Annotated in this window: 23 protein-coding genes; 8 read left to right on the top strand and 15 right to left on the bottom strand. The window is 44.0% G+C overall.

The features are described from left to right. Positions 1-12: 12 nt before the first annotated feature. The 3 genes from IGJ12_RS00910 to IGJ12_RS00900 are packed head-to-tail and all read right to left on the bottom strand — an operon-like array spanning position 13 to position 3,506. A complete protein-coding gene (locus IGJ12_RS00910; protein ID WP_430617652.1) occupies positions 13-765 on the bottom strand; it encodes a hypothetical protein in 753 nt (250 codons plus the stop codon). A gap of 4 nt (positions 766-769) precedes the next feature. After that, positions 770-2,155, bottom strand: coding sequence for a hypothetical protein (locus IGJ12_RS00905; protein WP_016619560.1), 1,386 nt, complete (start codon positions 2,153-2,155; stop codon positions 770-772). Between the two features lie 49 nt (positions 2,156-2,204). After that, positions 2,205-3,506 carry a hypothetical protein gene (locus IGJ12_RS00900; RefSeq protein ID WP_429970063.1) on the bottom strand — a complete coding sequence of 434 codons (1,302 nt, stop codon included), beginning with the start codon at positions 3,504-3,506 and terminating at the stop codon, positions 2,205-2,207. A gap of 412 nt (positions 3,507-3,918) precedes the next feature. On the opposite strand from IGJ12_RS00900, the gene IGJ12_RS00895 reads away from it, so the two are divergent. After that, positions 3,919-5,055, top strand: a complete 1,137-nt coding sequence (locus IGJ12_RS00895; protein WP_008376502.1) for a hypothetical protein — start codon at positions 3,919-3,921, stop codon at positions 5,053-5,055. Between the two features lie 109 nt (positions 5,056-5,164). Here IGJ12_RS00895 and IGJ12_RS00890 read toward each other — a convergent pair whose 3' ends face one another. The 4 genes from IGJ12_RS00890 to IGJ12_RS00875 form a co-directional block, all read right to left on the bottom strand. Next, entirely contained in the window at positions 5,165-5,665 is a 501-nt protein-coding gene (locus tag IGJ12_RS00890; protein WP_430619258.1) for a hypothetical protein, read from the bottom strand. Between the two features lie 243 nt (positions 5,666-5,908). Beyond that, positions 5,909-6,337 carry a DUF1761 domain-containing protein gene (locus IGJ12_RS00885; RefSeq protein ID WP_008376507.1) on the bottom strand — a complete coding sequence of 143 codons (429 nt, stop codon included), beginning with the start codon at positions 6,335-6,337 and terminating at the stop codon, positions 5,909-5,911. A gap of 106 nt (positions 6,338-6,443) precedes the next feature. After that, positions 6,444-7,790, bottom strand: coding sequence for an amino acid permease (locus tag IGJ12_RS00880; RefSeq protein WP_008376509.1), 1,347 nt, complete (start codon positions 7,788-7,790; stop codon positions 6,444-6,446). A 296-nt stretch (positions 7,791-8,086) separates the two neighbouring features. After that, positions 8,087-8,455 (bottom strand): YxeA family protein, encoded by a 369-nt coding sequence (locus tag IGJ12_RS00875; protein WP_016611572.1) that lies wholly within the window; start codon positions 8,453-8,455, stop codon positions 8,087-8,089. A 321-nt stretch (positions 8,456-8,776) separates the two neighbouring features. Between IGJ12_RS00875 and IGJ12_RS00870 the strand changes: the two genes are divergently transcribed. The 6 genes from IGJ12_RS00870 to IGJ12_RS00845 all read left to right on the top strand — a co-directional run bounded on the left by IGJ12_RS00870 (position 8,777) and on the right by IGJ12_RS00845 (position 14,796). Further along, positions 8,777-9,328 carry a GNAT family N-acetyltransferase gene (locus IGJ12_RS00870; protein WP_005232691.1) on the top strand — a complete coding sequence of 184 codons (552 nt, stop codon included), beginning with the start codon at positions 8,777-8,779 and terminating at the stop codon, positions 9,326-9,328. A gap of 75 nt (positions 9,329-9,403) precedes the next feature. Next, positions 9,404-10,330, top strand: coding sequence for an ROK family protein (locus IGJ12_RS00865; RefSeq protein ID WP_005232693.1), 927 nt, complete (start codon positions 9,404-9,406; stop codon positions 10,328-10,330). Between the two features lie 57 nt (positions 10,331-10,387). Further along, positions 10,388-11,146, top strand: a complete 759-nt coding sequence (locus IGJ12_RS00860) for a MurR/RpiR family transcriptional regulator (protein WP_005232695.1) — start codon at positions 10,388-10,390, stop codon at positions 11,144-11,146. A 159-nt stretch (positions 11,147-11,305) separates the two neighbouring features. Then, positions 11,306-12,616, top strand: coding sequence for a PTS sugar transporter subunit IIC (locus IGJ12_RS00855; RefSeq protein WP_008376519.1), 1,311 nt, complete (start codon positions 11,306-11,308; stop codon positions 12,614-12,616). A 32-nt stretch (positions 12,617-12,648) separates the two neighbouring features. Next, positions 12,649-14,088: a 6-phospho-beta-glucosidase gene (locus IGJ12_RS00850; RefSeq protein ID WP_034872089.1), complete on the top strand. Its 1,440-nt coding sequence runs from the start codon at positions 12,649-12,651 to the stop codon at positions 14,086-14,088. A gap of 204 nt (positions 14,089-14,292) precedes the next feature. Continuing rightward, positions 14,293-14,796 (top strand): GNAT family N-acetyltransferase, encoded by a 504-nt coding sequence (locus IGJ12_RS00845; RefSeq protein ID WP_218192988.1) that lies wholly within the window; start codon positions 14,293-14,295, stop codon positions 14,794-14,796. A 43-nt stretch (positions 14,797-14,839) separates the two neighbouring features. Here the strand turns inward: IGJ12_RS00845 and araD are convergent, their stop codons facing one another. Genes araD through ulaG form a run of 7 tightly spaced genes read right to left on the bottom strand, consistent with a single transcriptional unit; the run spans position 14,840 to position 20,470 of the window. Beyond that, on the bottom strand, positions 14,840-15,526 hold the full coding sequence (gene araD / locus IGJ12_RS00840) for an L-ribulose-5-phosphate 4-epimerase AraD (protein WP_016609058.1): 687 nt from the start codon (positions 15,524-15,526) through the stop codon (positions 14,840-14,842). Next, entirely contained in the window at positions 15,498-16,397 is a 900-nt protein-coding gene (locus IGJ12_RS00835) for an L-ribulose-5-phosphate 3-epimerase (protein WP_010748565.1), read from the bottom strand. The genes araD and IGJ12_RS00835 overlap by 29 nt, the downstream gene beginning before the upstream one ends. A gap of 6 nt (positions 16,398-16,403) precedes the next feature. Beyond that, on the bottom strand, positions 16,404-17,042 hold the full coding sequence (locus IGJ12_RS00830; RefSeq protein WP_034872090.1) for a 3-keto-L-gulonate-6-phosphate decarboxylase UlaD: 639 nt from the start codon (positions 17,040-17,042) through the stop codon (positions 16,404-16,406). Positions 17,043-17,102: 60 nt separating this feature from the next. After that, complete coding sequence (locus IGJ12_RS00825) at positions 17,103-17,396, bottom strand: PTS sugar transporter subunit IIB (protein WP_008376531.1); 294 nt, start codon at positions 17,394-17,396, stop codon at positions 17,103-17,105. Between the two features lie 22 nt (positions 17,397-17,418). Then, positions 17,419-18,885, bottom strand: a complete 1,467-nt coding sequence (locus IGJ12_RS00820; RefSeq protein ID WP_016611581.1) for a PTS ascorbate transporter subunit IIC — start codon at positions 18,883-18,885, stop codon at positions 17,419-17,421. Further along, complete coding sequence (locus tag IGJ12_RS00815) at positions 18,886-19,359, bottom strand: PTS sugar transporter subunit IIA (RefSeq protein WP_218192989.1); 474 nt, start codon at positions 19,357-19,359, stop codon at positions 18,886-18,888. Positions 19,360-19,405: 46 nt separating this feature from the next. Further along, the gene (ulaG, locus tag IGJ12_RS00810) at positions 19,406-20,470 is read right to left on the bottom strand and encodes an L-ascorbate 6-phosphate lactonase (protein ID WP_005232716.1); all 1,065 of its coding nucleotides are present in this window, start codon (positions 20,468-20,470) and stop codon (positions 19,406-19,408) included. 332 nt (positions 20,471-20,802) lie between these two features. Between ulaG and IGJ12_RS00805 the strand changes: the two genes are divergently transcribed. Continuing rightward, positions 20,803-21,570, top strand: coding sequence for a DeoR/GlpR family DNA-binding transcription regulator (locus tag IGJ12_RS00805; RefSeq protein WP_005232717.1), 768 nt, complete (start codon positions 20,803-20,805; stop codon positions 21,568-21,570). Between the two features lie 165 nt (positions 21,571-21,735). Here the strand turns inward: IGJ12_RS00805 and IGJ12_RS00800 are convergent, their stop codons facing one another. Next, a complete protein-coding gene (locus IGJ12_RS00800; protein ID WP_430619257.1) occupies positions 21,736-22,758 on the bottom strand; it encodes a YeiH family protein in 1,023 nt (340 codons plus the stop codon). Positions 22,759-22,806 lie beyond the last annotated feature (48 nt).

Raw genomic sequence — 22,806 nt, 5'->3', positions numbered from 1 at the left:
CGATACTCAGCACTAGCCAGTCTCCCACTCTTGCAGCAACTGCTGTAATTCTTGCAAAAATGATTGGGTCGCAAAGCCCAATGCTTGAAGAGGAACACGATATTCCTGTTGAATCACCAAAAAGCTACTAAACATTTTATGCTGGACCTCAAAACCGAGGTTTTTCCAAACAATCCAGGAAAAACTGACTATTCGTTTTTCTTTCTTTTCGTACGTGCACAAATACACTCGTTCAACGCCAAAAAGCAGTCCCGCATTCGCTTTCTTGCCAGTCATCTTTGACGTTAGCAACGCAAGAGGGGTCTCCGTTTCAGGCACTTGAAAACTAGCGAGGACTTGTCTTTGCCATTGCCTTGGTAGCACTTGTCTTTCTCCAGAAAAATAGAACAAAAAATTTTGTTTTTGAAAAAAGGCAGTCAAACGATTTTGTCGCTGGTTGCGCTGATGGATGGGCGCCCTTTGAATCGGAGACACCTGGTTTCTTGACGTTGGTTTTGGCTGCTCTTGTCCAACGAAAACGCCGGCTGATGGTGCGTTTTCCCTAAGAGCAGCAGATGGCAGACTGATTTTCTTCAAAAGAGCCGCCAGCTGGGTCAGCGCAAGCTGTTTGTCCGTCAGGGGACTGGACTGGGCAATTTTGGCGTGGTCAAAGGGCAATTTGATCACCATTTTCCCACGACAATACAGACAGACTGCCGTGCCGACACCCCAGTTTACTTCTAGTTCCCCTAAACAATGGGGACATTGAATGGGAATGATATCCACGAGATCATCCTTTCGTTTTGATGCATCGATCAGAGCTATTCGTTGTAAAAATACGGATCGTATTCCAGCTGACAAACGCCAGCAGCACTAGAAGAGATAAGCCATAAAAATCGAAATACCAAACCAATATTGCTAAGAAGAGAATCAAGGCAAATTCATACGCCATGTTTTCCAGACTGCTGTAAAATACTGTTTTTCGGACGAGTTTCTTTCTTCGGGCTTCAAATGTCTGCAAAATAGCTATTTGATCTGCCTGTGGCTGACTGAGTGCTTGATTCAGATCCTTTTTAAACTTTTTATGTTCTGTAAAGAAGTTGATTTTTTGCGTAATCAAAAAAAATGAAACTACTAGCCAAATGACAAAAAGCACGATCGATGTGCCAATCAAACTAAAGGAAACGGCAGGCATTAAAAATCCACCAAAAATAAAATTTAAAAGGGTCCCGGAAATTATTCCGAATGAAAAGAAGGTATAGCAGAATTGCCAAAGGACACTACTGGTCTTCGAAAAACTTTTCTTCACTTGCACCAGCTGTTCACATTCAGGAAGCTGGGTTGGAAAGAGACGTTCAGCATCGGTGCCATCAGCCACGAAAGAATAGGTTTGGTTTCCGTATTTGAATTCGCCAATGTAATAAGGAAAATACAGTTTTTCCGTATCACATTGTTTCGGAAAAAGAGTCAGTTGAACCTCATTGGCAACATCTGCTCCCACCAAATGGTCTTTGGCTTTTGCTTCAAAGACTTCCATTAGATGGGTATCAGAGAGTGCCGCTTCTCTGGAAATATCAAAGGGCAGCACCTGAGCGCCTTGGCTAAGTGCCGAAAACTGCTGCATATCCGTGCAATAGGCGGCTCCTTTTTGAAGATGCAGCGGCAGCTTACCATTGATACTGTAATCCGCTTCTTTTTGGGTATCCGTAGGGAAATATTCATTGAAAATTGTTGTGTTCCCGCTGTTATGTAAAGAAATATCGGCAGTAATGCGCCCACTCCCCCTCTGCTGTTCCTCGTGGACATAGCTCCCTCTCACTTGAGCATCATAAGCAATTTGAAAGTAATACATCGGGATAAATACACGTTTTAGATGAACCATCTCTAGCTCAAAAAAGATACTTTCCGAGATGGTCTCTTGCCATGCTAGTTTATTTTTTAACGCCGCTTCACATGCCTTTTCATCATAGGCAAACGGATAAAACCCTTCTTTGACAGTCCCTTGAATGTGTGGCAACTCTTTAAGCGAGACGACTTGTTTTGTTTGTTCCTGGTTTTTTTGTTCCGGTTTGATCAACAGCTCATTTAAACAATACTGACAGACTGCTTTCCCTGAGTCCCAATCAACTTCTAGACGTCCCAGACAGCTGGGACATTGGATTTGGGTGATTTTCATTTTTTCTCCTTTTTTATGAATCGTTTTTTCTTTTCAACAAGATGGTTTATCAAAGAAACCGAAGAATGTTCCAAATAAGGATAACGACCACGACCACATAAGCGAGCGTATCGAGCCAGCCATAAAATTTCCTCATTCTTGCAAGATGCTTTCCACGCTTCTCGTAGTTTGCTAAAAAAGCTGTCCCAGTTTTCTTACCTAATAATTCTCTTTGGAGCTCATCTCTAAATTTTTGGACTGTTTTGAGGTACTGTTCTTTTAGAAAGTGCAACACTATCCCCGATACTACCCAATAAACTGCAGTTGGCAGGGAACTCATGACAATCCCCCCTATGACAGCCCTAAATACTCTTCCTAGAGGAAGCCATTCAGAAATGAATAGCGCCAAGATCATCAGGATCACACCTAACGTAAAAAAGAGTACGGAGGACCAGCCAAAAACCTTACGAGCTTTTGAAAAATTCGCAACCGTTTGATAGGTAGCTTGGCACTGTGGGATAATCGGCAGCTTCATTCGGTCAGGATCTTTGCCGTCGATCGCAAATTCAAAGGATTGCTCTTGGTACTTGAAGGTGCCCATATACAGGGGAAAGTAGAGCTCTTCTGTAGCACAGCTGATCAGGGAAAGATTTAGGTGCAGCTCTTTTAGATGATCGGCAGATTCTTTCTTCTGGATCACCGCATTCGCATGAGCTCTCAATTCCGCTTGTTTTTCAGAACCAAAGAGCGCCTGCTCTTGCTCAATATCAAAGGGAAAAACATGAATAGCATGTGCTGAGACTAGCTGTTGAAATTCCTTTTGATCGGTATTAAAGTGCGGTTTTCTTTTCATTTCATCATTGACCTCAAAGCTCTGAGGAATTTCTTGTTCGATCACCTCCGAACTGCCGCATTGATAGAATATAACCGTCTCACCTGAATGGTCGCCTCGCTTCTTTTCCCACGTGGTCGTATGCGAGCCTTCCCATGCAATGGAATGGGTATCGTAGCCAAAGGCCCCCTCCCAGTGCATCGTATAGGTCACCTGAAATTCATAAATCGGAATAAAATATCGTTTTACCTCGCTGACTTCAAGATGAACGATAATGTCCTCAGGAACTGATTCCTGTTGGATCAGCCATTTTTTCAAGGCATTTGCTACCTCGTCTTCATTAAAGGCAAACGAATAAAACCCTTCTTTGACTTTTTGAAAAACTACGGGAGCCTGTTCATTCGAAGCTTCTTGCGTTTGTTTTGGCGGCGACTGTAGGACTGACTTAGTTAAGCAATACTGGCAGACTGCTTTTCCTGTCTCCCAGTCAACGGTTAACTGACCCAAGCAGCTGGGACATTGGATTTGTGTGATTTTCATTGCTACTCCTTTTGCACATACTGATTTTCTTATCAATGAAGTGGCTTAGTTGCACATGAGGGGGAATGTCTTTTTTATGGTGTTATTTGGGGAAAGCCGCTTGTTTGCAGGTATTTGCTCGATTTCATCCGTTTGTTCAAAGCGTCTTTTTCTAGTAATGAAGTAAATACGTGTATTAGGACCAAGAGCTGTTTAGCAAAAAAAGCAAATACAAACGAAAAACAACTCTTTCTACATCATTTTATAATAAAAATTTCCGTAAATCTATTTATTATTGATAAAAATCTATTGGTTTGCTAGTTGAACTCCCTCCATACGTTCAGCAACCCTTGCTAGCCGGTTATTAATGGCGGATAAGTTAGGAAAAATGTTATAATTAAATTATTCACAAGAAAGGAAATGGAAAAAAAGTATGGGGATATTTATTTTTGTTGTTGGTTTTTTGACAATGGTTGTAAGCGGAATCTTTTTTGTTCTTAGTTTGATCAAGAAAAAGTCGCTTCGCAACAAAATCGTTATTTTTATGGGTGGTTTTCTCTTATTGATTGGCGGAGCACTAATGACTCCAGCAGCAACACCGGAGCTTCACGTAGATGAAGCAGAACTGGTTACCAACGAACAAGGCGAAGCGGCGATTACGGGTCAAACCAACCCAGAAGCGCAACTGACGATCAACGGGGTGGAGGTTTCGCTGGCGGACGAAACATTTTCTTACACCGTGCAACTTGAAGATGAAGAGGAACAGGAATTTACTCTCCAAGCCTCAATGGGTGGAAGCGCCAAAGAAGAAGTCGTCACCGTCAAACCTTCTCGCGCATTTCTAGCGAATTTACAAGCTGAAAGACAAGAACAAGCAGCACTGGAAAAAGCTGAGACGGCACTGGCGCTTGCCGAAACCCAGCCAAACCAAAAGAATTATGACGAAGCCGTGACGCTGATTCATGCTTTAAGTAAAACCTACGAAAATTTTGCTACCCGGCTAGCTGTAGTTGAAGAACACCTTGCCATCGGCAAAGCCCTTGATACCGCTGAAGCTTCTCTTGAGCGCAAGGATTTCGATCAGGCAAAAGAATTGGTCGCACAAGCAGTGTTGAACAAGGAAACGTTTGAAAGTCGGTTATCCACTGTAGAAACTAAGATTTCTGAGAAAGAAGCAGAAGCACTCGTTGCAGAAGCTGTCCAAGCGGTGGAAGCGGCAGAGGCGGAGCCGACAAAAGATACCCTTGCTCGTGCAGAAGATGCTGTCGCTCGTCTCAAGACCCCCGATGAGGAATTAGCTACTCGAACAAAAACAGTGGCGCAAACGATCGCTGCCAACGAACAAGCAGCCGCTCAAGCCAAGGCGGAGGAAGAACGGCAGGCAGCCGCCGCTGTGCCAGAACAAAGTCAGCCAGTCGCTGCTAGCAATCAAGCCCAAACGTCGGTCCTCGTTACACCAACAGGTTCGAAATATCATACGAGAAAATGCGGCAACGGTACCTACACGCCTGCCACTTTAGCAGAAGCGCAAAGTCGCGGACTTACTCCTTGCGCAAAATGTTTTCCGTAATAGTCACTAATATTTTGCAACGAAAAAAAATAAACCTCATTTTTGTCTAAGGTTTGTCTGCAGTCTAAAGCGGTTGTCTCGTCGGAGGCAGCTGCTTTTCTGTCACTTGCTATTTCTCATCGTAAGAAAACTCGTACTCGTTTTGTTCGTCATCGATCAGACGCTTGTCATTGTTGTCCGCCATTTTGAATACTTTCTCAAAATCATCGCCAGTCATGCGCACTTCCTTTTTCTCTTGATCAATGATCACTTGGGCATTTGTCACTTCAAAGGTGTGCATAGTGCCGATGTCTGCCGCAGTCAGTGCTTTGCTTTTGGGAAACTCTGCTTGCAGTGTTTCGTTGATCTGCACTAATTGCGCCTCTTGTTCTTCTACCAAGTCCGCAGGTTCCTGATTCGGATCGACCAAAAAACTCAGCGTTTTATTGACAGTGATCCTTCCATCTTCAAATAGATACAAAGCATATTGTTGATGACTGTTGCTATTGGTCAATACTTGATTTGCAGCTGCAGAGTCAACCCCTGCGCGGCTGCAGCTTGCCAAAAAAAATAGCACCGCCAAACAAACGGTAGCAAACATTCTTCTACCTAACTTGCTTTTCGTTTTCATTTTTCCCCTCCTCGTTTTCCCTAAGTTTCCTTCTTTCATGATTTTTCGCAAACCCGTGGGTTTGTGTTTCCTGTCAAATTTAGTTATTTTCAGTATAGCATAAACAATTTGCTTTTATAGCTTTTTTTTATAGTGAGATTAATTTCACGCGCAAAAAAACCAACCTTGTCGAGACAAGATCGGCTTTCTTTAGGATTGATTCGTTGAGATCTTTGAACGTTCTCGCTGGGATATGATCGCTGCCTATTGTCCAATTAGTCCGACAACAAGCCCTAAAACGATCACTCCTAGAAACCCATTCACAAGGTGCAGCCCAACTAATTTACGGGACTGTCCCGAGTAAACAGCCATCACGAAGGTGGCGACCCCATACACCCCTAGCCACAATAAGCAAGCGACTTGCAAGGAGGTCATCAGCCAACCATCATGATCGAATGTGGCAAACCAATAGACGACTTGATAGGTCGCTGCCGATAAGAGAATCCCACCAACAATCGTGCCGCCAAAGGTAAAGAGCATGTCACCGGTCGTCATCTGCTGACCGTCCATCTTCTCTGCCATTCCTGATTCTTTCGCCCAAAACTTGCCCCACTTATGCATCGGATTGTAAAGCAGACTTTCCACCACAACCCAGCTGAGGGTGCCGAAAATCAATGTCCAAAAATTAACCATTTTCGTATTCTCCTTTACTTTATTTTTAGCCATGTTCCTGAGAAGCGAAAAAATAGCCAAGCGGGCTGTTCCTTCTCCATCAGTTTATGCCTTAAGGGAGGGTTCTTCAACTTTTTCCACTGGTGTCCCCTATTTTTCGATGGTTCCAATAAAAACTAAGAAAAATGATCGTATACAGCAATGCGGTGAAACCTGTAACCGCTAATGGGTTAGTGATCAAGATTCCGGCAAACAGCAAAAGCAACGCAAGGATCGCCCCACCCAAAAAAATCGTATAGCCCATTTTCTTCTGCTTGCGTACCAAAACAAACGCCGCCACACTGATCAACAACCAAATCAGTAATACAGTATACGACAGGGAGCCTGCCAGATAATTGAAGAGTTTGTCGCCTAAAAAGTAAGAAAGAACGACTCCAAGATATAAAGTACCGCTGCAAAACATGATCGCTCGTTGGGGCACGCTGTTTTTATTCAGCATCGTGAAGCGGCTTTTTTTCTGGCCATTGTTGCTTAACCGGAAAAACAACGTTCTTGAAGAAGCATAGACCCCAGAATTGATGGAGGAAAACAAGGCCAAAATGATCACTAAATTAACGATGTCGGAAGCAAAAGGCACATGGATTTTTTGAAACACCATTACAAAGGGACTGACATTTGGATCTGCTAATTGATTCCACGGATAAATGATCAGTAAAAGAAACATGGGAATGATGTAAAAAGCGGCAATCCGAGTCATTACTCCTTTGATTGCTTGAGGGATCGCTTTTTTTGGATTTTCTGCTTCACTAATCGTGATGGCTACTAACTCAGAACCGCCATAAGAATAGATTACGACCAATAAAGAATTGATAAATCCTTTGAGACCGTGAGGGGCAAAACCACCATAGTCTGTCATTTGTCTCATCGTCGGTAAAAAGCCCAGATCAAAGACTTGCGTGGCAACCAGATAGAGACCCACCAAGATCAGCACAATCACCACACTGATTTTGGCCCACGAAAGCCAGTATTCCGTTTCTGCAAACAAGCGGACCGAAAACAAATTGATGATGGTCGTGAGTAGTGCCAAAATCAAAACAAAGATCCAAGCTGGAATATTGGGAAACCACAGCTGCAAAAAGCTTGCGGCAGCAACTGCTTCGGCGATGATGTTGATCATCCACATTGACCAGTAGATCCAATCAATGAAATCAGCTGTATGCAAGCCAAGATACGGCTGGACTAAGCCCGAAAGGCCATGTTGTTTTTGGTCAGATAAAACCAACTGTCCCAGTCCTGTCATGACGACAAATAAGATCAGCCCACAAAAAATAAACGCTAGCAAGACCGCAGGCCCCGCTAACTGGATCGCTTCCCCACTGCCTTTGAATAGGCCGGCACCGATTGCGCCACCTAGTGCCAACATAGTGATGTGCCTGGTTTTCATCTGTTTTTTTAATTGATTTTTTTCTGTCATACGTTCCTCCTCGAAAACCGTTGATCCTTCATACACAGTGATTCTCTCACTGTTGCTATTTTTAATTATATGAATGATTTTTTTTAACTACCTCATAGAGAATACCAGACGTTTCTGCTATTGCAACTAAGAATTGAAAAAATTATCTATTTTTTCTGAAAATTCTATCATCCTCTAATCTTTTTCACCCAAATCAAATCTTGGCGAACTTTTCTTTAGGTGAAGGTACTAAAAAAAGCCATCTCCCAACATGTGGGAAATGACTTTCTGTCCGTTTCTTCAAGCAGGCTCGATGATCAATGGGTCGTAACCAACTCGTCTTTGATAGCGTCAGGGAGATCTTGCTCGGTCACCTCTTGATACGACTCCACATGTTTGCCCTTTGCATCAAGCTCTAGGTAGGCATTTTCTTTTAATTTTTGTGGTGCCCAAAACGTGATTTTTATTTTTTGTCCATCTTCATTGATTCCTTCTTGCGTATATTCATAGGCATCATGTTCTTGCGGCACGCCATACTCATTGGATGTTTTGACATAAACCTTTTTCTCCGGTACGAAAGGATTGAAACGATCCACCAGCTGAACCAGTTCGCTGGAATCATCTTTCGTAAAATAAGACCATGTAACCAATGTGACGGTCCCGATCGTTAACACGAGCAGGATCATACTAATTGCTTTTTTCAAGTGATTGTCCTCCGTTTTTTCTATCTACCTTCAGTATAAAAAAACAAGCGATAAATATAATCAAACTTAAGACGTATTTTTCCGTCGGTCATTGTGACTAAGGTATCAATAGAATATTTTCTGCTTTTTCCACCTAAATGTATAGACAAACAACTAAGTTACTCCTACAAAAACGTCCCTTCTCACAGGAAGACCAGACTGTTTAATAAGTATCGTGATTTTTCATTCTTTGTAGTAAACTAAACTGCAACAACTTACTTTTAAATACTCATGATTGAAAACTATAGAAAACCGAGGTGTCCCATGCTAGAAATCAAACTGATCGATCAAGAACACCAAGCTGATATCCGCTTGAAAAACGAACCCTTCTCCTTATGGGGGAAAATGCTGCCGTCTTATAATGAGGGCAACTGGCAGTACACGATCTGTAAATTTGCACCTGAAGACATTCAGACGATGCGTTTCCCAGATGAAAATTATTGCTATGATGAAATGAGCCGAAACAGTCTGTTTATCGGTGCTTATGATGATGGAAAATGCATCGGCTTAGCGATCGTTCAAGACGCTTTTTTCAAGTATCTGTACCTCTATGACTTAAAGGTCAACACAGACTACCGCAAGCAAGGAATCGGTCAACTGTTGATCCAACAGGCACTGAAAGCGGCCCTTGCCAAAGACTATCGCGGCATCTATACACAAGCGCAGGACAATAATCCTTCTGCCTGTCTGTTTTACTTGCGAGCAGGCTTTCGTATCGGAGGCCTGGATACGGAGGTGTACAAAGGAACCAATCAGGAAGGCAAAAGTGACATTTTGTTTTATTTGGATGCAGCGGAAACGGCTGTCAAAAAATAGCTGAAAAAAGAAAAAAATTCCTCCTGCCAGATGGTACACTTAAGGCAACAATGTTTTGAAAGGTGAGGAAGAAGAATGTACGTAGGATTTGATATTGGCGGAACAAGTATTAAATATGGGGTTTTAGATGAAACCGGAGTGATCCTTGAAAAATCAGCGATCCCCACTAGCTATGAGCCAGCCCAGTTTTATCAGGATCTACTCACGATCATCGAAGATGCCCAGAGCCGCCACACGATTGATGGCATTGGGATCAGTGCCCCAGGGATCGTTCAAAAAGACGGGTTTATGTTAACGGCTGGCGCTATCAAATCGTTATATGGTGAAAATTTTAAAGCAGTCTTGGAAGCGCGTACAGGATTGCCTGTGGCGGTGGAAAATGATGCCAATGCAGCAGCGATTGCTGAAAAATGGATCGGGAATGCGCAAGAGGTAGCCAACTATTTGTGTCTTGTCCTAGGCACTGGTGTAGGCGGTGGGATTGTAATCAATAATCAAGTCTACCGAGGTGCTCATGGCATGGCTGGTGAATTTGGTTGGATGGTGATCGATCAGCTGCCAGAAGAAGGCAATATCGAGGAAAGTTCCATCAATAAAAAAACTGCCGTCGTGGGCGGCTTGATTCGCCTCTACAATTTATCTGGCGCAGCAGTTCCTGGCTTTGAACCCACCCAAGACGCCAAAGAGATTTTTGACCGCGCGCAGCAAGGCGAAGCATTGGCGTTGAAGCTGACGGACCAATTTCTAACGGATTTGTCTGTAGGGTTGATCAATTTGATTAGCTGTTTTGACCCAGAATTGGTATTGATCGGCGGCGGCATCAGTGCCAATCCTTATTTCTGGGAACGCCTGCAGGCTCGCTTGACGATCACGGAAACACGGCATGAAGCGATCAATTATTTGCGCGGACAAACCATCGCGCCTGTTCGTCCAGCGAAGCTAAAAAACGATGCCGGCTTGATCGGCGCAGTCTATCAGATCCACCAACAGCTGCACCGTTAAAAGTTCGGATATGCTATACTGGTGTAAATTGATTATCTAGGACAGCGAGGAACCAGCATGGCGCTTTTTGAACAATTAAACTTGAACAAGCTCTCTGCGGTAGAACAAGAAATCTACCGTTTTATCGTCAATCACTTAGAAAAGATCCCGTATATGCGTGTGCGCGACATTGCCGATGATGCTCATGTCTCTTCGACTTCGGTCTTTCGTTTTATTCAAAAAGTCGGCTTTCAGTCGTTTCCAGAATTTCGCTTCTATATCAAAAATCATTTAGAAAAAGCCCATTTTGACGCGCATCCTGAACACTTAGGTTTAGAAGCGCGCATCAAAGGCTTGAATATGCAGATCTTCCACCCTGATGCGGAATACCAAATACGAAAACTTGCCGAAGCGATGCGGGATGCCGATTTGATCTTATTTATGGGGATGGGGGCATCCGGTGCGATCGCGCAATACGTTGCCCGCAAGCTAGCCAGTCTCGGTTACTTTAGTATCAGCATTGATGAGCTGACCTACCCAATCAAAAGCTTTTTGCGAAAAGATCAAAAAAATGTTTTGGTTTTTCTGAGTGTCTCTGGTGAAACCAAAGAACTGATCGAAGTCATTACCGGTTTAGACAATCAAGCGATCGTGCAAAAATATTGCATTACCCCCAATCGGGAAAGTACGTTGGCACGCCTGTGCGATTATTCGATCGAGTATGCGATCAAAGAGGAACGCAAAGACATCTTTCTTGATTTGACTAGTCAATTGCCTTCAGTAGCGATTTTAGAAACACTGATCGGCTATTTACAAGATTATCGTTCCAACCCTTGATGGTTCAGTTTACTGAACCATCTTTTTTTGTAACACTGTGTTCCGGATGCGGAATTTTTTTCATTTCTTGAGAGATATGTACGGAATCCGTATCCGCTTACTTTTAGCCGCTCTCATTCGCTATAATGATGGCATCAATTAAGGAAAGGTGTTATTATTATGCAAAAATTCAATGACCTGTTAGACCGCTCGTTGGTACCAATCGCAACAAAGTTGAACAATCAACGCCACGTAGCAGCGATCCGGGATGCATTCATGCTGATTTTCCCACTGACCATCGCTTCTTCTCTCGTTATTTTGGTCAACAATATTTTATTTTCCAATGAAAGTTTCATCGTGCAATTATTTCAACTGAATCGGCTTTTTCCTAATCTGGAAAGCGCCCAGCAAGTTCTAGCTTCCGTGGCGAACGGGACCATCAACATCATGAGTTTATTCATTGCGTTTCTTGTTGCCCAACTTTTAGCCAAGCATTTCCAAGCAGATGCTACGTTAGTTGGTTTGACAAGTGTCGCTGCCTTTATGATCTTGTACCCGACCTCGTTTGCAGTAGATGATGTCAATGTGATCTCTACACAATATTTAGGCGCCCAAGGGTTGTTCGTAGCTATGATCGTGGCTTGTTTGGTCGGTGAATTCTTACCCAAGCTTTTCAAGGTCAAACGATTGCAGATCAAAATGCCTGAAATGGTACCACCAGCTGTTTCCCGTTCCTTTTCTGGCATGATTCCGATCGTGATCATCGTGGCAGTCACTGCTTTGATCAATTTCTTAGTTTTAATGATTGCACCGGAAGGCATCAATGAACTGATTTACAACGGGATCCAAAGTCCATTGCGGGATCTGGGGGGCAATGTCGTCGGTGTCTTGATCTTGGCATTCTTGCAAACCACGTTGTTTGCGATCGGGATCCATGGACCAAACACATTGAATGCGGTTCGTTCAGCGATTTTTACCGAACAAGATCTAGCTAACCTAGACTTTATCAACCAGGGCGGCTCCTTGTGGGACGTTCCTTACAAAGAAACCTGGGGCGTTTTAAATGATATGTTCGCAAATATGGGCGGAACTGGTATGACATTGGGCTTGATCATTGCGATCTTCATCGCTTCAAAACGTCCAGAACAACGTGAGATCGCTAAGATGTCCTTAGTTCCAGGAATTTTCCAAATCAATGAACCGATGATCTTCGGTCTACCGATCGTCTTGAATCCAATCATGATCATTCCGTTTATTTTGACACCAATGGTCAATATTTTGGTGGGTTATTTTGTCACTGTTGTCTGGCCGATCATGCCGACCCCAGCGATTGGGGTACCATGGACGACCCCAGGAATCATTAATCTCTTTTTAGGAACTGGAGGAAATGCGATCGCTGCGGTTGTCGGTGTCGTTTGTCTTGCGATTTCGGTCTTGATCTATTTGCCTTTCGTGATCGCCTCTAACCGTTCCCAGAAAGTAGAATTATAAGCAAACGAATGAGTCGAGGAGGAATGAAATTTATGTCCGCAAAAATGCCGAAAGATTTTTTATGGGGCGGCGCGATCGCTGCCCATCAAGCGGAAGGCGCTTGGAATGTTGCTGGCCGTGGAATGAGTACCGCCGATGTCATGACGGCCGGTGGCAACGGTATTCCCCGTAAAATCACCAAAGGAGTCATTGAAGGGGAATATTACCCGAACCATGAAGCCATTGACTTTTATCACCGTTACAAAGAAGATATCCAGTTATTCAAAGAACTGGGCTTGAAATGTCTACGGACATCGATTTCTTGGAGCCGGATCTATCCAACTGGAACAGAAGAAGAACCAAATGAAGCCGGTCTCCAATACTACGATGATCTTTTCGACGAATTGCAGGCAAATGGCATCGAACCCGTCATCACTTTGTCTCACTTTGAAATGCCTTATGCCCTCTATGAAGAATTTGGTGGGTTTGCTAACAAAGAAGTGATTCCCCTCTTTGTCAAATTCGCTAAGACTGTTTTTCAACGGTATCATGACAAAGTGACGTATTGGATGACTTTCAATGAGATCAATAATCAAGCAGATGGGCAAGAGCCGCTGCACGTTTGGACCAATTCTGCCATGATCATCGAGGATGACAGTCAAAAAGAAGCACTCGTCTTTCAAGCGGGCGTCAATGAGTTGATTGCCAGCGCGGCAGCCGTGATCGAAGGCAAAAAAATCAATCCAGAGTTTCAGATTGGTTGTATGATGGCCTATGTCCCGGTCTACCCCTACTCTTGTGCGCCAGCTGATTTGATGGCATCCGTCAAAGCCAATGAACGGCGCTATTTTTACAGCGACGTCCACGTACGAGGCAAGATCCCAACCTATGTGCAAAAATATTGGGCAAAAAAAGGCATCACGATTGAGATCACGCCCGAGGAACAAGCGCTATTAAAAGCAGGAACCGTTGATTATATTGGGTTCAGCTATTACATGTCAGGAACGATCTCAACCCTTGATGAAGTGGCTGGCACACCAACTGAGGATATCCCGGGAGCAAAAATCGTGAGTAATCCTTATATCAGTGCTTCTGATTGGGGCTGGCCTATCGATCCAGTCGGGTTGCGCTATGTGTTAAATACGATCTATCAACGCTATGACTTGCCGCTATTTATCGTAGAAAATGGCTTTGGTGCTTACGATCAATTAACCAATGAACAGCAAGTCCATGATGACTACCGCATCACTTACCTGAAAGAGCATATCGAACAGATGGAAAAAGCGGTGGTTGAAGATGGTGTACCGCTATTAGGTTATACGCCTTGGGGGATCATTGATATCGTCAGCTTCGGCAGCGGCGAAATGGAGAAACGCTATGGCATGATCTATGTCGACAAAGACAATACCGGCAAAGGAACCTTGAATCGTTTGAAAAAAGATTCCTTTGCGTGGTACCAGCAAGTAATCGCCTCTAATGGTGAAACGCTCTAATTACTGCTTCCATGACTAACACAAAAACCGCCCCCTCGTTTCGCCATCCTCCTTTTTACATTAGGAGCCTGGCAACGAGGGGCGTTTTTTTATTAAAGAGGTGCGCCATTGCGAGGATGGCTTTTCTTATCATCACTAAACACTACCTCGATGCTTGTGGTACACTATAGCTATTCATTTACTTTTACGTTAAGGAGGAACTGCATGAAGCCGATATTTCGTCCGATCCAATCTCAAGATGATGCGCCATTAGCTGCTATCATTCGCAAAAGCTTGACCGACCACCAGTTGGCGGTTCCAGGAACTGCCTATTTTGATCCCGAGTTAGACCACTTAAGTGAATTTTATGCAGCAGATCCTGCTAGCCGCCATTATTTTGTCGTCACCGATGAATCGGGTATCCTTTTAGGCGGCGGTGGTCTTGCCGCTTATGATTCAGAAGGGAAAATCGCCGAGCTGCAAAAATTTTATCTCAGTGATGCTGCCAAAGGGCAGCGCCTCAGCTATCCCTTGCTGGCGAAGATCGAGGCCAAAGCTGATGAACTAGGTTATCGGCAACTCTATTTAGAATCCCATCATTCTCTAGAAGCAGCCTTGCATGTCTATCAAAAAGCCGGCTATCGCGCATTGTGCCAGCCACTATTGGCAGCACAGCATACCACGATGGATCGCTTTTATGTGAAAACACTCGCTGAAGAAAACGAATAGAAAAGCAGCCGTTCCTTGATCGCTAGGAATGGCTGCTTTTCCGTTATCCTTGTCCATAATAAGCATGTTCGCCATGCTTGCGGAAATAATGTTTATCCAGCAAATAATCAGCGATCGGTGTTCGATCCAAGGTCAAAGCTTCGGTACCTAATGCCATTTCTGCGACCTCTTCTAAAACAATACTATTGCTGACCGCTTGTTCCGCAGATTGCCCCCAAGTAAAGGGACCGTGTCCCGCTGTGAGGACAGCTGGGCATGCAAGTGGATCTAATCCCCGCTTTTCAAACGTCTCGACAATGACTTTGCCAGTTTCTTTTTCATAGTCTGCCGTTACCTCAGAGGCCCGTAACGGTCGTGTGCAAGGGACACTACCATAAAAAGTATCCGCATGCGTCGTTCCATATGCAGGAATGTCTCGCTGTGCTTGCGCCCATTTTACCGCATTTGTCGAATGCGTATGGACGATCGCCTTGACGCCTTCGAAGTGCTTATACAATAGCGCATGGGTTTTGATATCCGAGGAAGGCTTCAACGCCTTCGCCTCTTTCGGCGTTCCCGCTAAGTCGCAAACTACCATTGAATCAACCGTCATCGTCTGATAATCAACACCGCTGGGTTTAATGACGATGATCCCTAAATCTCGATCGATCTCACTGACATTTCCCCAAGTTAGCTTTACTAGTCCTTCCTCAGGCAGTCTCTTATTGGCTTGATAGACTCGCTCTTTCATCAATTGAAGCTGATTGATCAAGGTAACCGACCTCCTTTAGTTTTGGTAATAAAAATGCTTTGGCTTGTTCGATTTCCGCAATCGGGTCAGCGCTCGTCTCACTCCACATCTCGATGACAAAAGAACCGTTATAATTCAACCGCTTCAGCGTGCGTAAGCAGCCATCAAAATCAACACACCCAGTGCCAAACGGTACTTCTTTAAACTTTCCTCGAAACTTATCTGAAACCGCCAATGTATCTTTCAAATGAATCTGGGTTATCTCGCAAATGCCTTTTTCTAATTCATAACCGACATCATTTTCTGGCCAGGCCGATAGGTTCCCGACATCTGGATAGACTTGTAGATAGGGCGAAGGGATCTGCTCCTTGATCCGTAAATACTTTGAGATAGAATTTAGAAACGGATCATCCATGATCTCTAGTGACAAAACGACACCCTTTTCAGACGCCCTAGCGACCGCTTCTTTTAGATTGGCAATGAACCATTCTCGGCTACAAAGACTTTTTTCCTCATAGTACACGTCGTATCCGGCTAATTGGATGCAGCGAATACCCAAATCTGAAGCCAGGTCAATGGCTTTTTCCATCAGATGCATCGCGTGCTTGCGCTTTTTTTCATCGATCGAACCAAAGGGAAACCGCCGATGTCCACTGAGACATAAAGACAAGATTTTGATCCCCGAGGCATAGATTGCCTCGACGATCTCTTTGCGTTGCTCTTGGTCCCACTCTAAGCGTGCCAAGCGTTCATCGGTTTCATCAATGGACATTTCAATGAAATCGAAGCCTCGGTCTTTGACAAACTGCAATCGTTCCGACCAAGAGAGGGTTTTGGGTGTTGCTTTTTCATATAGACCGATCAAACTCATGGAAAACTACCCCCAAATCCGTAAAATCTCTTGCTTGAAATCAACTGCTGCTTGTTGCGGATCGTCAGCTGCAGTGATGCCTCGTCCTGTGATAAAGGTATACACATCAATGCCGGCAAACAGAGCCAACGTCTCGACGCTCAATCCTCCCGTGACTGACACTCGAAACCCCATATCGATCAATTTACGGACTTTCGTTAAATCTTTTTCTCCCCATGTTTCACCAGCTAACAGTGCGTCACGACTTTGATGATAGATAGCTTGTGAGATGCCGGCATCTAGCCACTGCTGTGCTTGCTGGTAGGTCCAGTCACCATATAATTCTACTTGGATCTCAGCAATTTCTTTTGCCGCTGCCTTCATTGTTGGGATCGTTGCTGCACAAATCACGGTCATATAATCCGCGCCAGCTTGCTGGCAGTTTTTGGCGACCGTCCCACCGGCATCGGCACATTTTGTGTCTGCTACGATCAACTTCTCCGGATACATTGCTCGGAAACAGCGTAATACCTGTTCTCCTTCTTGCAACAATAAAATAGTCCCTGCTTCAATAATATCAACCACATCGCCGACTTTTTTGATATCTGCCAGTGCACTAGCTAAATCGGAGTGATCGCAAGCAATCTGTAGTTTTGGTCTGCTCATGAAATTCCCCTCTCTTTTGTTTGACCAACCTTTTTGTTTTGCCACATCCTGTTACGCTGACTACTCCTTTGAAAGACCCGCTTCTCTGACCCGCTCAATGATTTCTTTTGGAGACATCACATTTCTGACCCCGATCACTGTTACGCCCTTTTCTTTTGCTTTATCGAACATATTGACAAAGTTCATTGGCGTAAAGACCACATCGTAATTCTTGGCGGTGCTTTTGCCTTCAGAAATCGCGCAGTGGTGGATAGAGGTGATCGTGATCCCTTCAGACTTCAAAGCTTTTTCAACACTCCGCATCATCATCAAACTTGTTCCTGATCCATTTGCACAAGATACTAATACTCTCATCTTTTTTCCTCCTAAGAATTCATTATTTTTGTTTTTCTACATACGCATCGTAATCATCTACGATCAAGAAATACCCTTCTGGATCTCTGCGGTACTGCAATTGTGGAATCACTAATAAGATCACCACCACAAGAACCACACCAATGATGCCTAAGAATTTCATCAATACTGTAAAGAATGGCCAGACGGTCGCCCAGTCGAACATACCAAGATAGCCGCCATATTGGGACAATCCTACCCAAGTAGCGATCAAGGCCGAACCACCGATCTGAATGATGCCTGATAAGAATGGGAAAAGACAAGCCGCCTTGATACCTCCACGGTTGTTGGCAAAAACGGCAATCGCTGCATTATCAAAGAACAGTGGGATAAACCCGGCAATCACGATCGTTGGTGACCGGAACAAAATCAGTAAAGCAATCATTAAAAATTGTCCTAATGCACCGAATAAAAAGCCCACCGTCACAGCATTTGGTGAACCAAAGGCAAAGGTTGCGGCGATATCGATCCCCGGAACAGCACCTGGTAAAATCGTATTTGAGATTCCTTGAAATGACTCGGTCAATTCGGAAACGAAGGTGCGCACACCTAATTGAAGAATTGCTAAGTAGACGGCAAACATCAGTGATGTTTGTAAAATATAAAATAAGAAACTTTGTCCTTCTGCCATAAATCCTGCTGTTATTAAATAATCTTGTCCAAGTGTCACTAAAATGATACCGAAGAAAAAGAGCATCAGGATCGAAGTCGATACCATATTTTCATTGAAGACCGATAAAAAACCCGGTAGTTCGACATCTTCTAATTTCCGGTTGGATTTGTTCTTTTTGAACCGTTCCGCAAGTCTCGCAAAGAAATAAACACCAAACATCTGTTGATGGGCAATCGCAAAACCAGCACCTTCCGTCAAATCTTGACAGATGCCCACGGTCAAATTGGAACCAACCGCCCAATAGCAGCCTAAGATCAAGCCCATGACAAGTAAGACTTCGATCCGACCCAAGTCTGGAAAACAAAATAGCAGCAACCAAAAGGCCGTTGCGGCTTGCTGTACTTGCACATTTCCAGTAGTGAAGACGGCCCGCAGCTTCGTATATTTTTTAAAGCGAACGAGTAAGATATTAAAAACAAAGGCAATCAATAATAAGAGCATCGTGTCACCAAAGGTGCGTCCGAATCGTTCTTCAATGCCGGCGGTGATCGCATTTTGACCAAAATACGGGTCAGTGACCATCGCATCTAATTCAAAACGCTCCTTAAGCCCCACCAGGATCGGACGGAAATTATTGACCAATCCACCAGAGCCAATCGTCAAAATCAAGTAACCAACGGTGGCTTTTAAGAAACCTGCGACACATTCAACAAACGGCCGTTTCAATAGTAAGTAACCGATCAGTACAATAAAACCGATCAAAAAAGCTGGCTGCATCAAAATATTCTGAGCAAAGTAATCCCAGCATCTCAATAAGAAATCTCCTACCACTTCCATCTAATCCCTGCTTTCTTTTTGGTCATATTTCTCCATCACCATTTCAAAATCTGCCATCGTTTTTACACCTAATAGATCTTCTACCAGCCCCTCTTCCATCAACATCTCTGATAAACCAGCGATATTGTTCATATGTGCTTCAGCGTTTTTGGCAGCGAGCATAAAGAACAACTGCGCCTCTTTGTCGGGGTCATCATCTTGAAATGAAACGGGGGCTGGAAAAATCGTCAATCCGATCCCTGTTCCTAAGACGCCTTTGCTTTCTGCTGAAGAATGGGGCATGGCTACTTTGGGAATGATCACAATATAAGGACCGTATTGATGGACATCCCGAATGACATCTTCAATGTACTGATCCGTAATCAACGCCTTTTGCTTTAATCCTTCGCCACTCGCCCAGATAGCAGCTTCCCAGTCTTCGGGCTGTTCATGGTTGATTGCAACCAACTCATTTTCATAAAAATAACGCAGCATTACCTTTGCTCCTTTCAAATTTGGCTTTTGCAGCATCCCCCTTCTTTTATAAGAAAGAAGGGAATGGCGTATCATTATCGACCGAAAACACATCTTTGAAGCCACGATAGAAATTAAATTCAAGATCATCTTTATTCGTTGGGTAGGTGAATTTGCCGCCAACTTGCCAAATATACGGTTTAAACTCATAGTTCAAACGATCTTTTTTAAACTTCCAAATCTCGGTGATCTCTTTTGGATCAGCCATAAAATTGGACCAGATATCATAATGTACGGGAATCACCACTTTGGCATTGAGGGATTCGGCCATCCGCAACATATCGACTGAAGTAACTTTGTCGGTGATGCCCCGCGGGTTTTCGCCATATGCACCTAAGCAAACATCGATCTTGTACTGATTCCCATGTTTAGCAAATACATTCGAATAATGAGAATCTCCTGCATGATAAATCGCCCCACCGGAAGTCTCAAACAAGTAATTGACTGCGATACGATCCATGTCCTGTGGCATTTTTCCTTTCAAGCTGGTATCCGGGTCTTCACAAGTAATCAGAGCGGTTCGATCGAATGCTTCTAAAGCGACGATTTTCACCTGCCCAATGGTCACTTCATCCCCCGGTTTGACCACGATGGTTTTTTCTTCTGGTATTCCCCATTTCAACCAAGTTGCAACGACTTCATGGGGACCGACGAATTTTGCTTCTGGACAATTTTGATGAACTGCGGCTGCGGTATTGATGTCTAAATGATCGGAATGGATGTGGGTCACCACTAATGCATCCACTCCTTTGATTGCAAATGGATCGATCACAAAGGGCTGCGTCCGTAGGTTAGGCTGCATTTCTTGTACACCACTCATTCGCATCATTTGATGGCCTTTTTTCATTTGCCCATTCCCATGACTGCGCTTGCCAGTGCCACACCAAAGGTCGCATAAAATATTGGTTCCTTCCGCACTCTTCAGCCAAATACCCGTACAGCCTAGCCACCACATGGAAACTGTGCCTTCTTTCACAAGCTCATTTTCAATCTCTTCGTTCAAATAGGTCCCCCATTCTGGAAACGTATTTAAAAGCCAACTCTCTTTCGAAACATCATTTACATGTGCCATTCTTATTCCTCCCTTGCTTATTTACACTTTGATTCTAACATATAGAAAAACGCTTTCAATCTAATTTTATGTTAATTTAGCTTATTATATGTTAATTAACCCATAAATAAATGTGATTATTTAATATATATGGTAATGTATAGGGGATATGTTAAAATGAGTTCGAAAGAAGAAACAACAAACACATCGTTGCTTCTCAACAAGTGGTGTGGGATCATCACTTGAACTTGCGAGAAGGAGGCGAGAAGGTTTTTGCTATGCAAAGGCAATCGCAATCTGGATAAACGATGAAAGACAAGAATAGAATAAAGCGCATGTAAGGAGGAAGTATCGTGAAACGTTCCAATGAAGAAGTGAGGCAAAGGAGAAAACAATTGATCGATCTGATAAAAACATCTGGTTTTTCTGATGTGAAGACCCTCAGTCATCAGTTGGGAGTATCAGAGATGACGATCCGCAGAGACTGTACCGTACTGAGTGAGATGGGTCAGATCAAACAAACCCACGGAAAAATCGAATACTGTGAAGCTTATGAAGATGAAGCGCATCCCACCGACTCGATCGAGTACATCAAAGATCGACTGGCCAAAGAAGCGGCTCGCCAAGTAAAAGATGGCGATACCCTTTTCGTCAATACGAGTACTAGCGCCGCTCAAACGTTGCGCCATCTCACAGACAAACGAATCAGTTTGTTGACGAACAATACAAGTGTGATCCAAATGGAACACCATCCAAAATCAACGATCGTTTTAAGTGGCGGCGAAATACGCTATCCTAAAGCGGCCTTGTCAGGGGATATCGCCGTGGAGTCGTTTTCTCATGTTCGTTCTGATGTTACGATCATTGGTTGTAGTGGGTTAGATTTACAGACCGGCATTTCCACTTCAGTGATCCACGAAGCCAAAGTCAATGCGAAAATCATCGAAAATTCTGGCAAGTTGATCGTTATCGCGGATTATCGCAAAATCGGTAAGCAATCCAATTTTACGATTGGCGCAATTGCGGCTATCGATCTGCTGATTACCGACCATTATTCTGATCCCAAAGTCATCGACTTGATTGAGCAACAAGGTGTTCAAGTCATCCAAGTCCCCGTCTAACCATCTTTGTCGCTAAAAAAAGCCCGACAGTTGATCTGAAAAGCCACGCCCTGCTGCCTCTTCCAACAGAAACAGCAAAGCGTGCCCTTCGATCAACCGTCGTGGCTTTTTTCGTTAAACAATCGTACGCTTCAAACGTGCTTTATGGGATGTGCCTCGTGTGAATCAGAGCCGCAGCAACCAAATCAACGCAACAGCACCCACGGTTTGGACGGCTCCAACGGAAAGACCATAGAATAAAAAGCGCGGTCCTTCTTTTAAAAACTTGCGGAAATCCAGGCGCAAACCGATGGCTGCCAACGCCGTTGTTTCAAACCACGTACTGATAAAATGAGCCCCCTCATTCAACCAGCTAGGCAGCGGCAAGAAGCTGTTCAAGATACAGATGGTCAAGAAGCCCAACACATACCAAGGGATTGGCAGCCGTAGCTTACCTTTGCCTTTGGTTTTGGTGGGGGTCTTTGTCGTCATTCGTTCAAAAACAATGACGACGACTGCCAACATGATGATGCGCGCGATTTTAAAGAGCATCGCGTATTTGACGGTGTCGGCATCAATCAAACTAGCCCCCGCCACGACTTGCCCGACGGATTGCAGTGTGCCGCCAAGTAAGGCACTTTTTTGCAATAGATCATCGCCGTATAAGGCCAAGCCTAAAAACGGCAGCGTCAGCATCATCACCGTTCCTAAAAGATTGACCAAGGTGATGATCTGCCCTTTTTCTTCATCATCGGCATCAATGGCTGGTGCGATCGCCGCAATCGCAGAGGCCCCACAGACAGCATTGCCGCCTGCCATCATCAGGCTCATCTTTTGATTAAAGCCCTTTTTTTTCCCTATCAAATAAGCAGCGGTAATGACCAAGCTCATCAGCAGCAAAATAAAGAGAAAGCCCCGAAGACCCATTTCACTGATAGTCTGGAAAGTGACGGTAAAGCCCAGCAAAACCACCGAATATTCTAGGAGACGACTTTCCGCAACCTTCGTCCCGACTTGATAGCGTTCTTGCTTGAACAGTGTATTTCCTAAAATGATTCCTAATAAAATAGCAAGGGTTGCTCCCCCTAATTTTGGCACAGCCAAAGCCATGATTCGGGCGATGACGGCTACCGAAAAGGACAGGAACAAACCGGGAAGTATCAAAGCTGTTTGTCGTTGCTTCATTGCTTTCATCCTTTCATATAACATCCATTATACACAGATTGACCGATCAGTAGGATTTATTGGTATAATAGT

The sequence above is a fragment of the Enterococcus sp. DIV0802b genome (assembly GCF_050543535.1).
Classification (GTDB): Bacteria; Bacillota; Bacilli; order Lactobacillales; family Enterococcaceae; genus Enterococcus_D; species Enterococcus_D entomosocium.
Note: the sequence above shows the minus strand (reverse complement) of the source record. Positions and strands in the feature narration are given on the sequence as shown.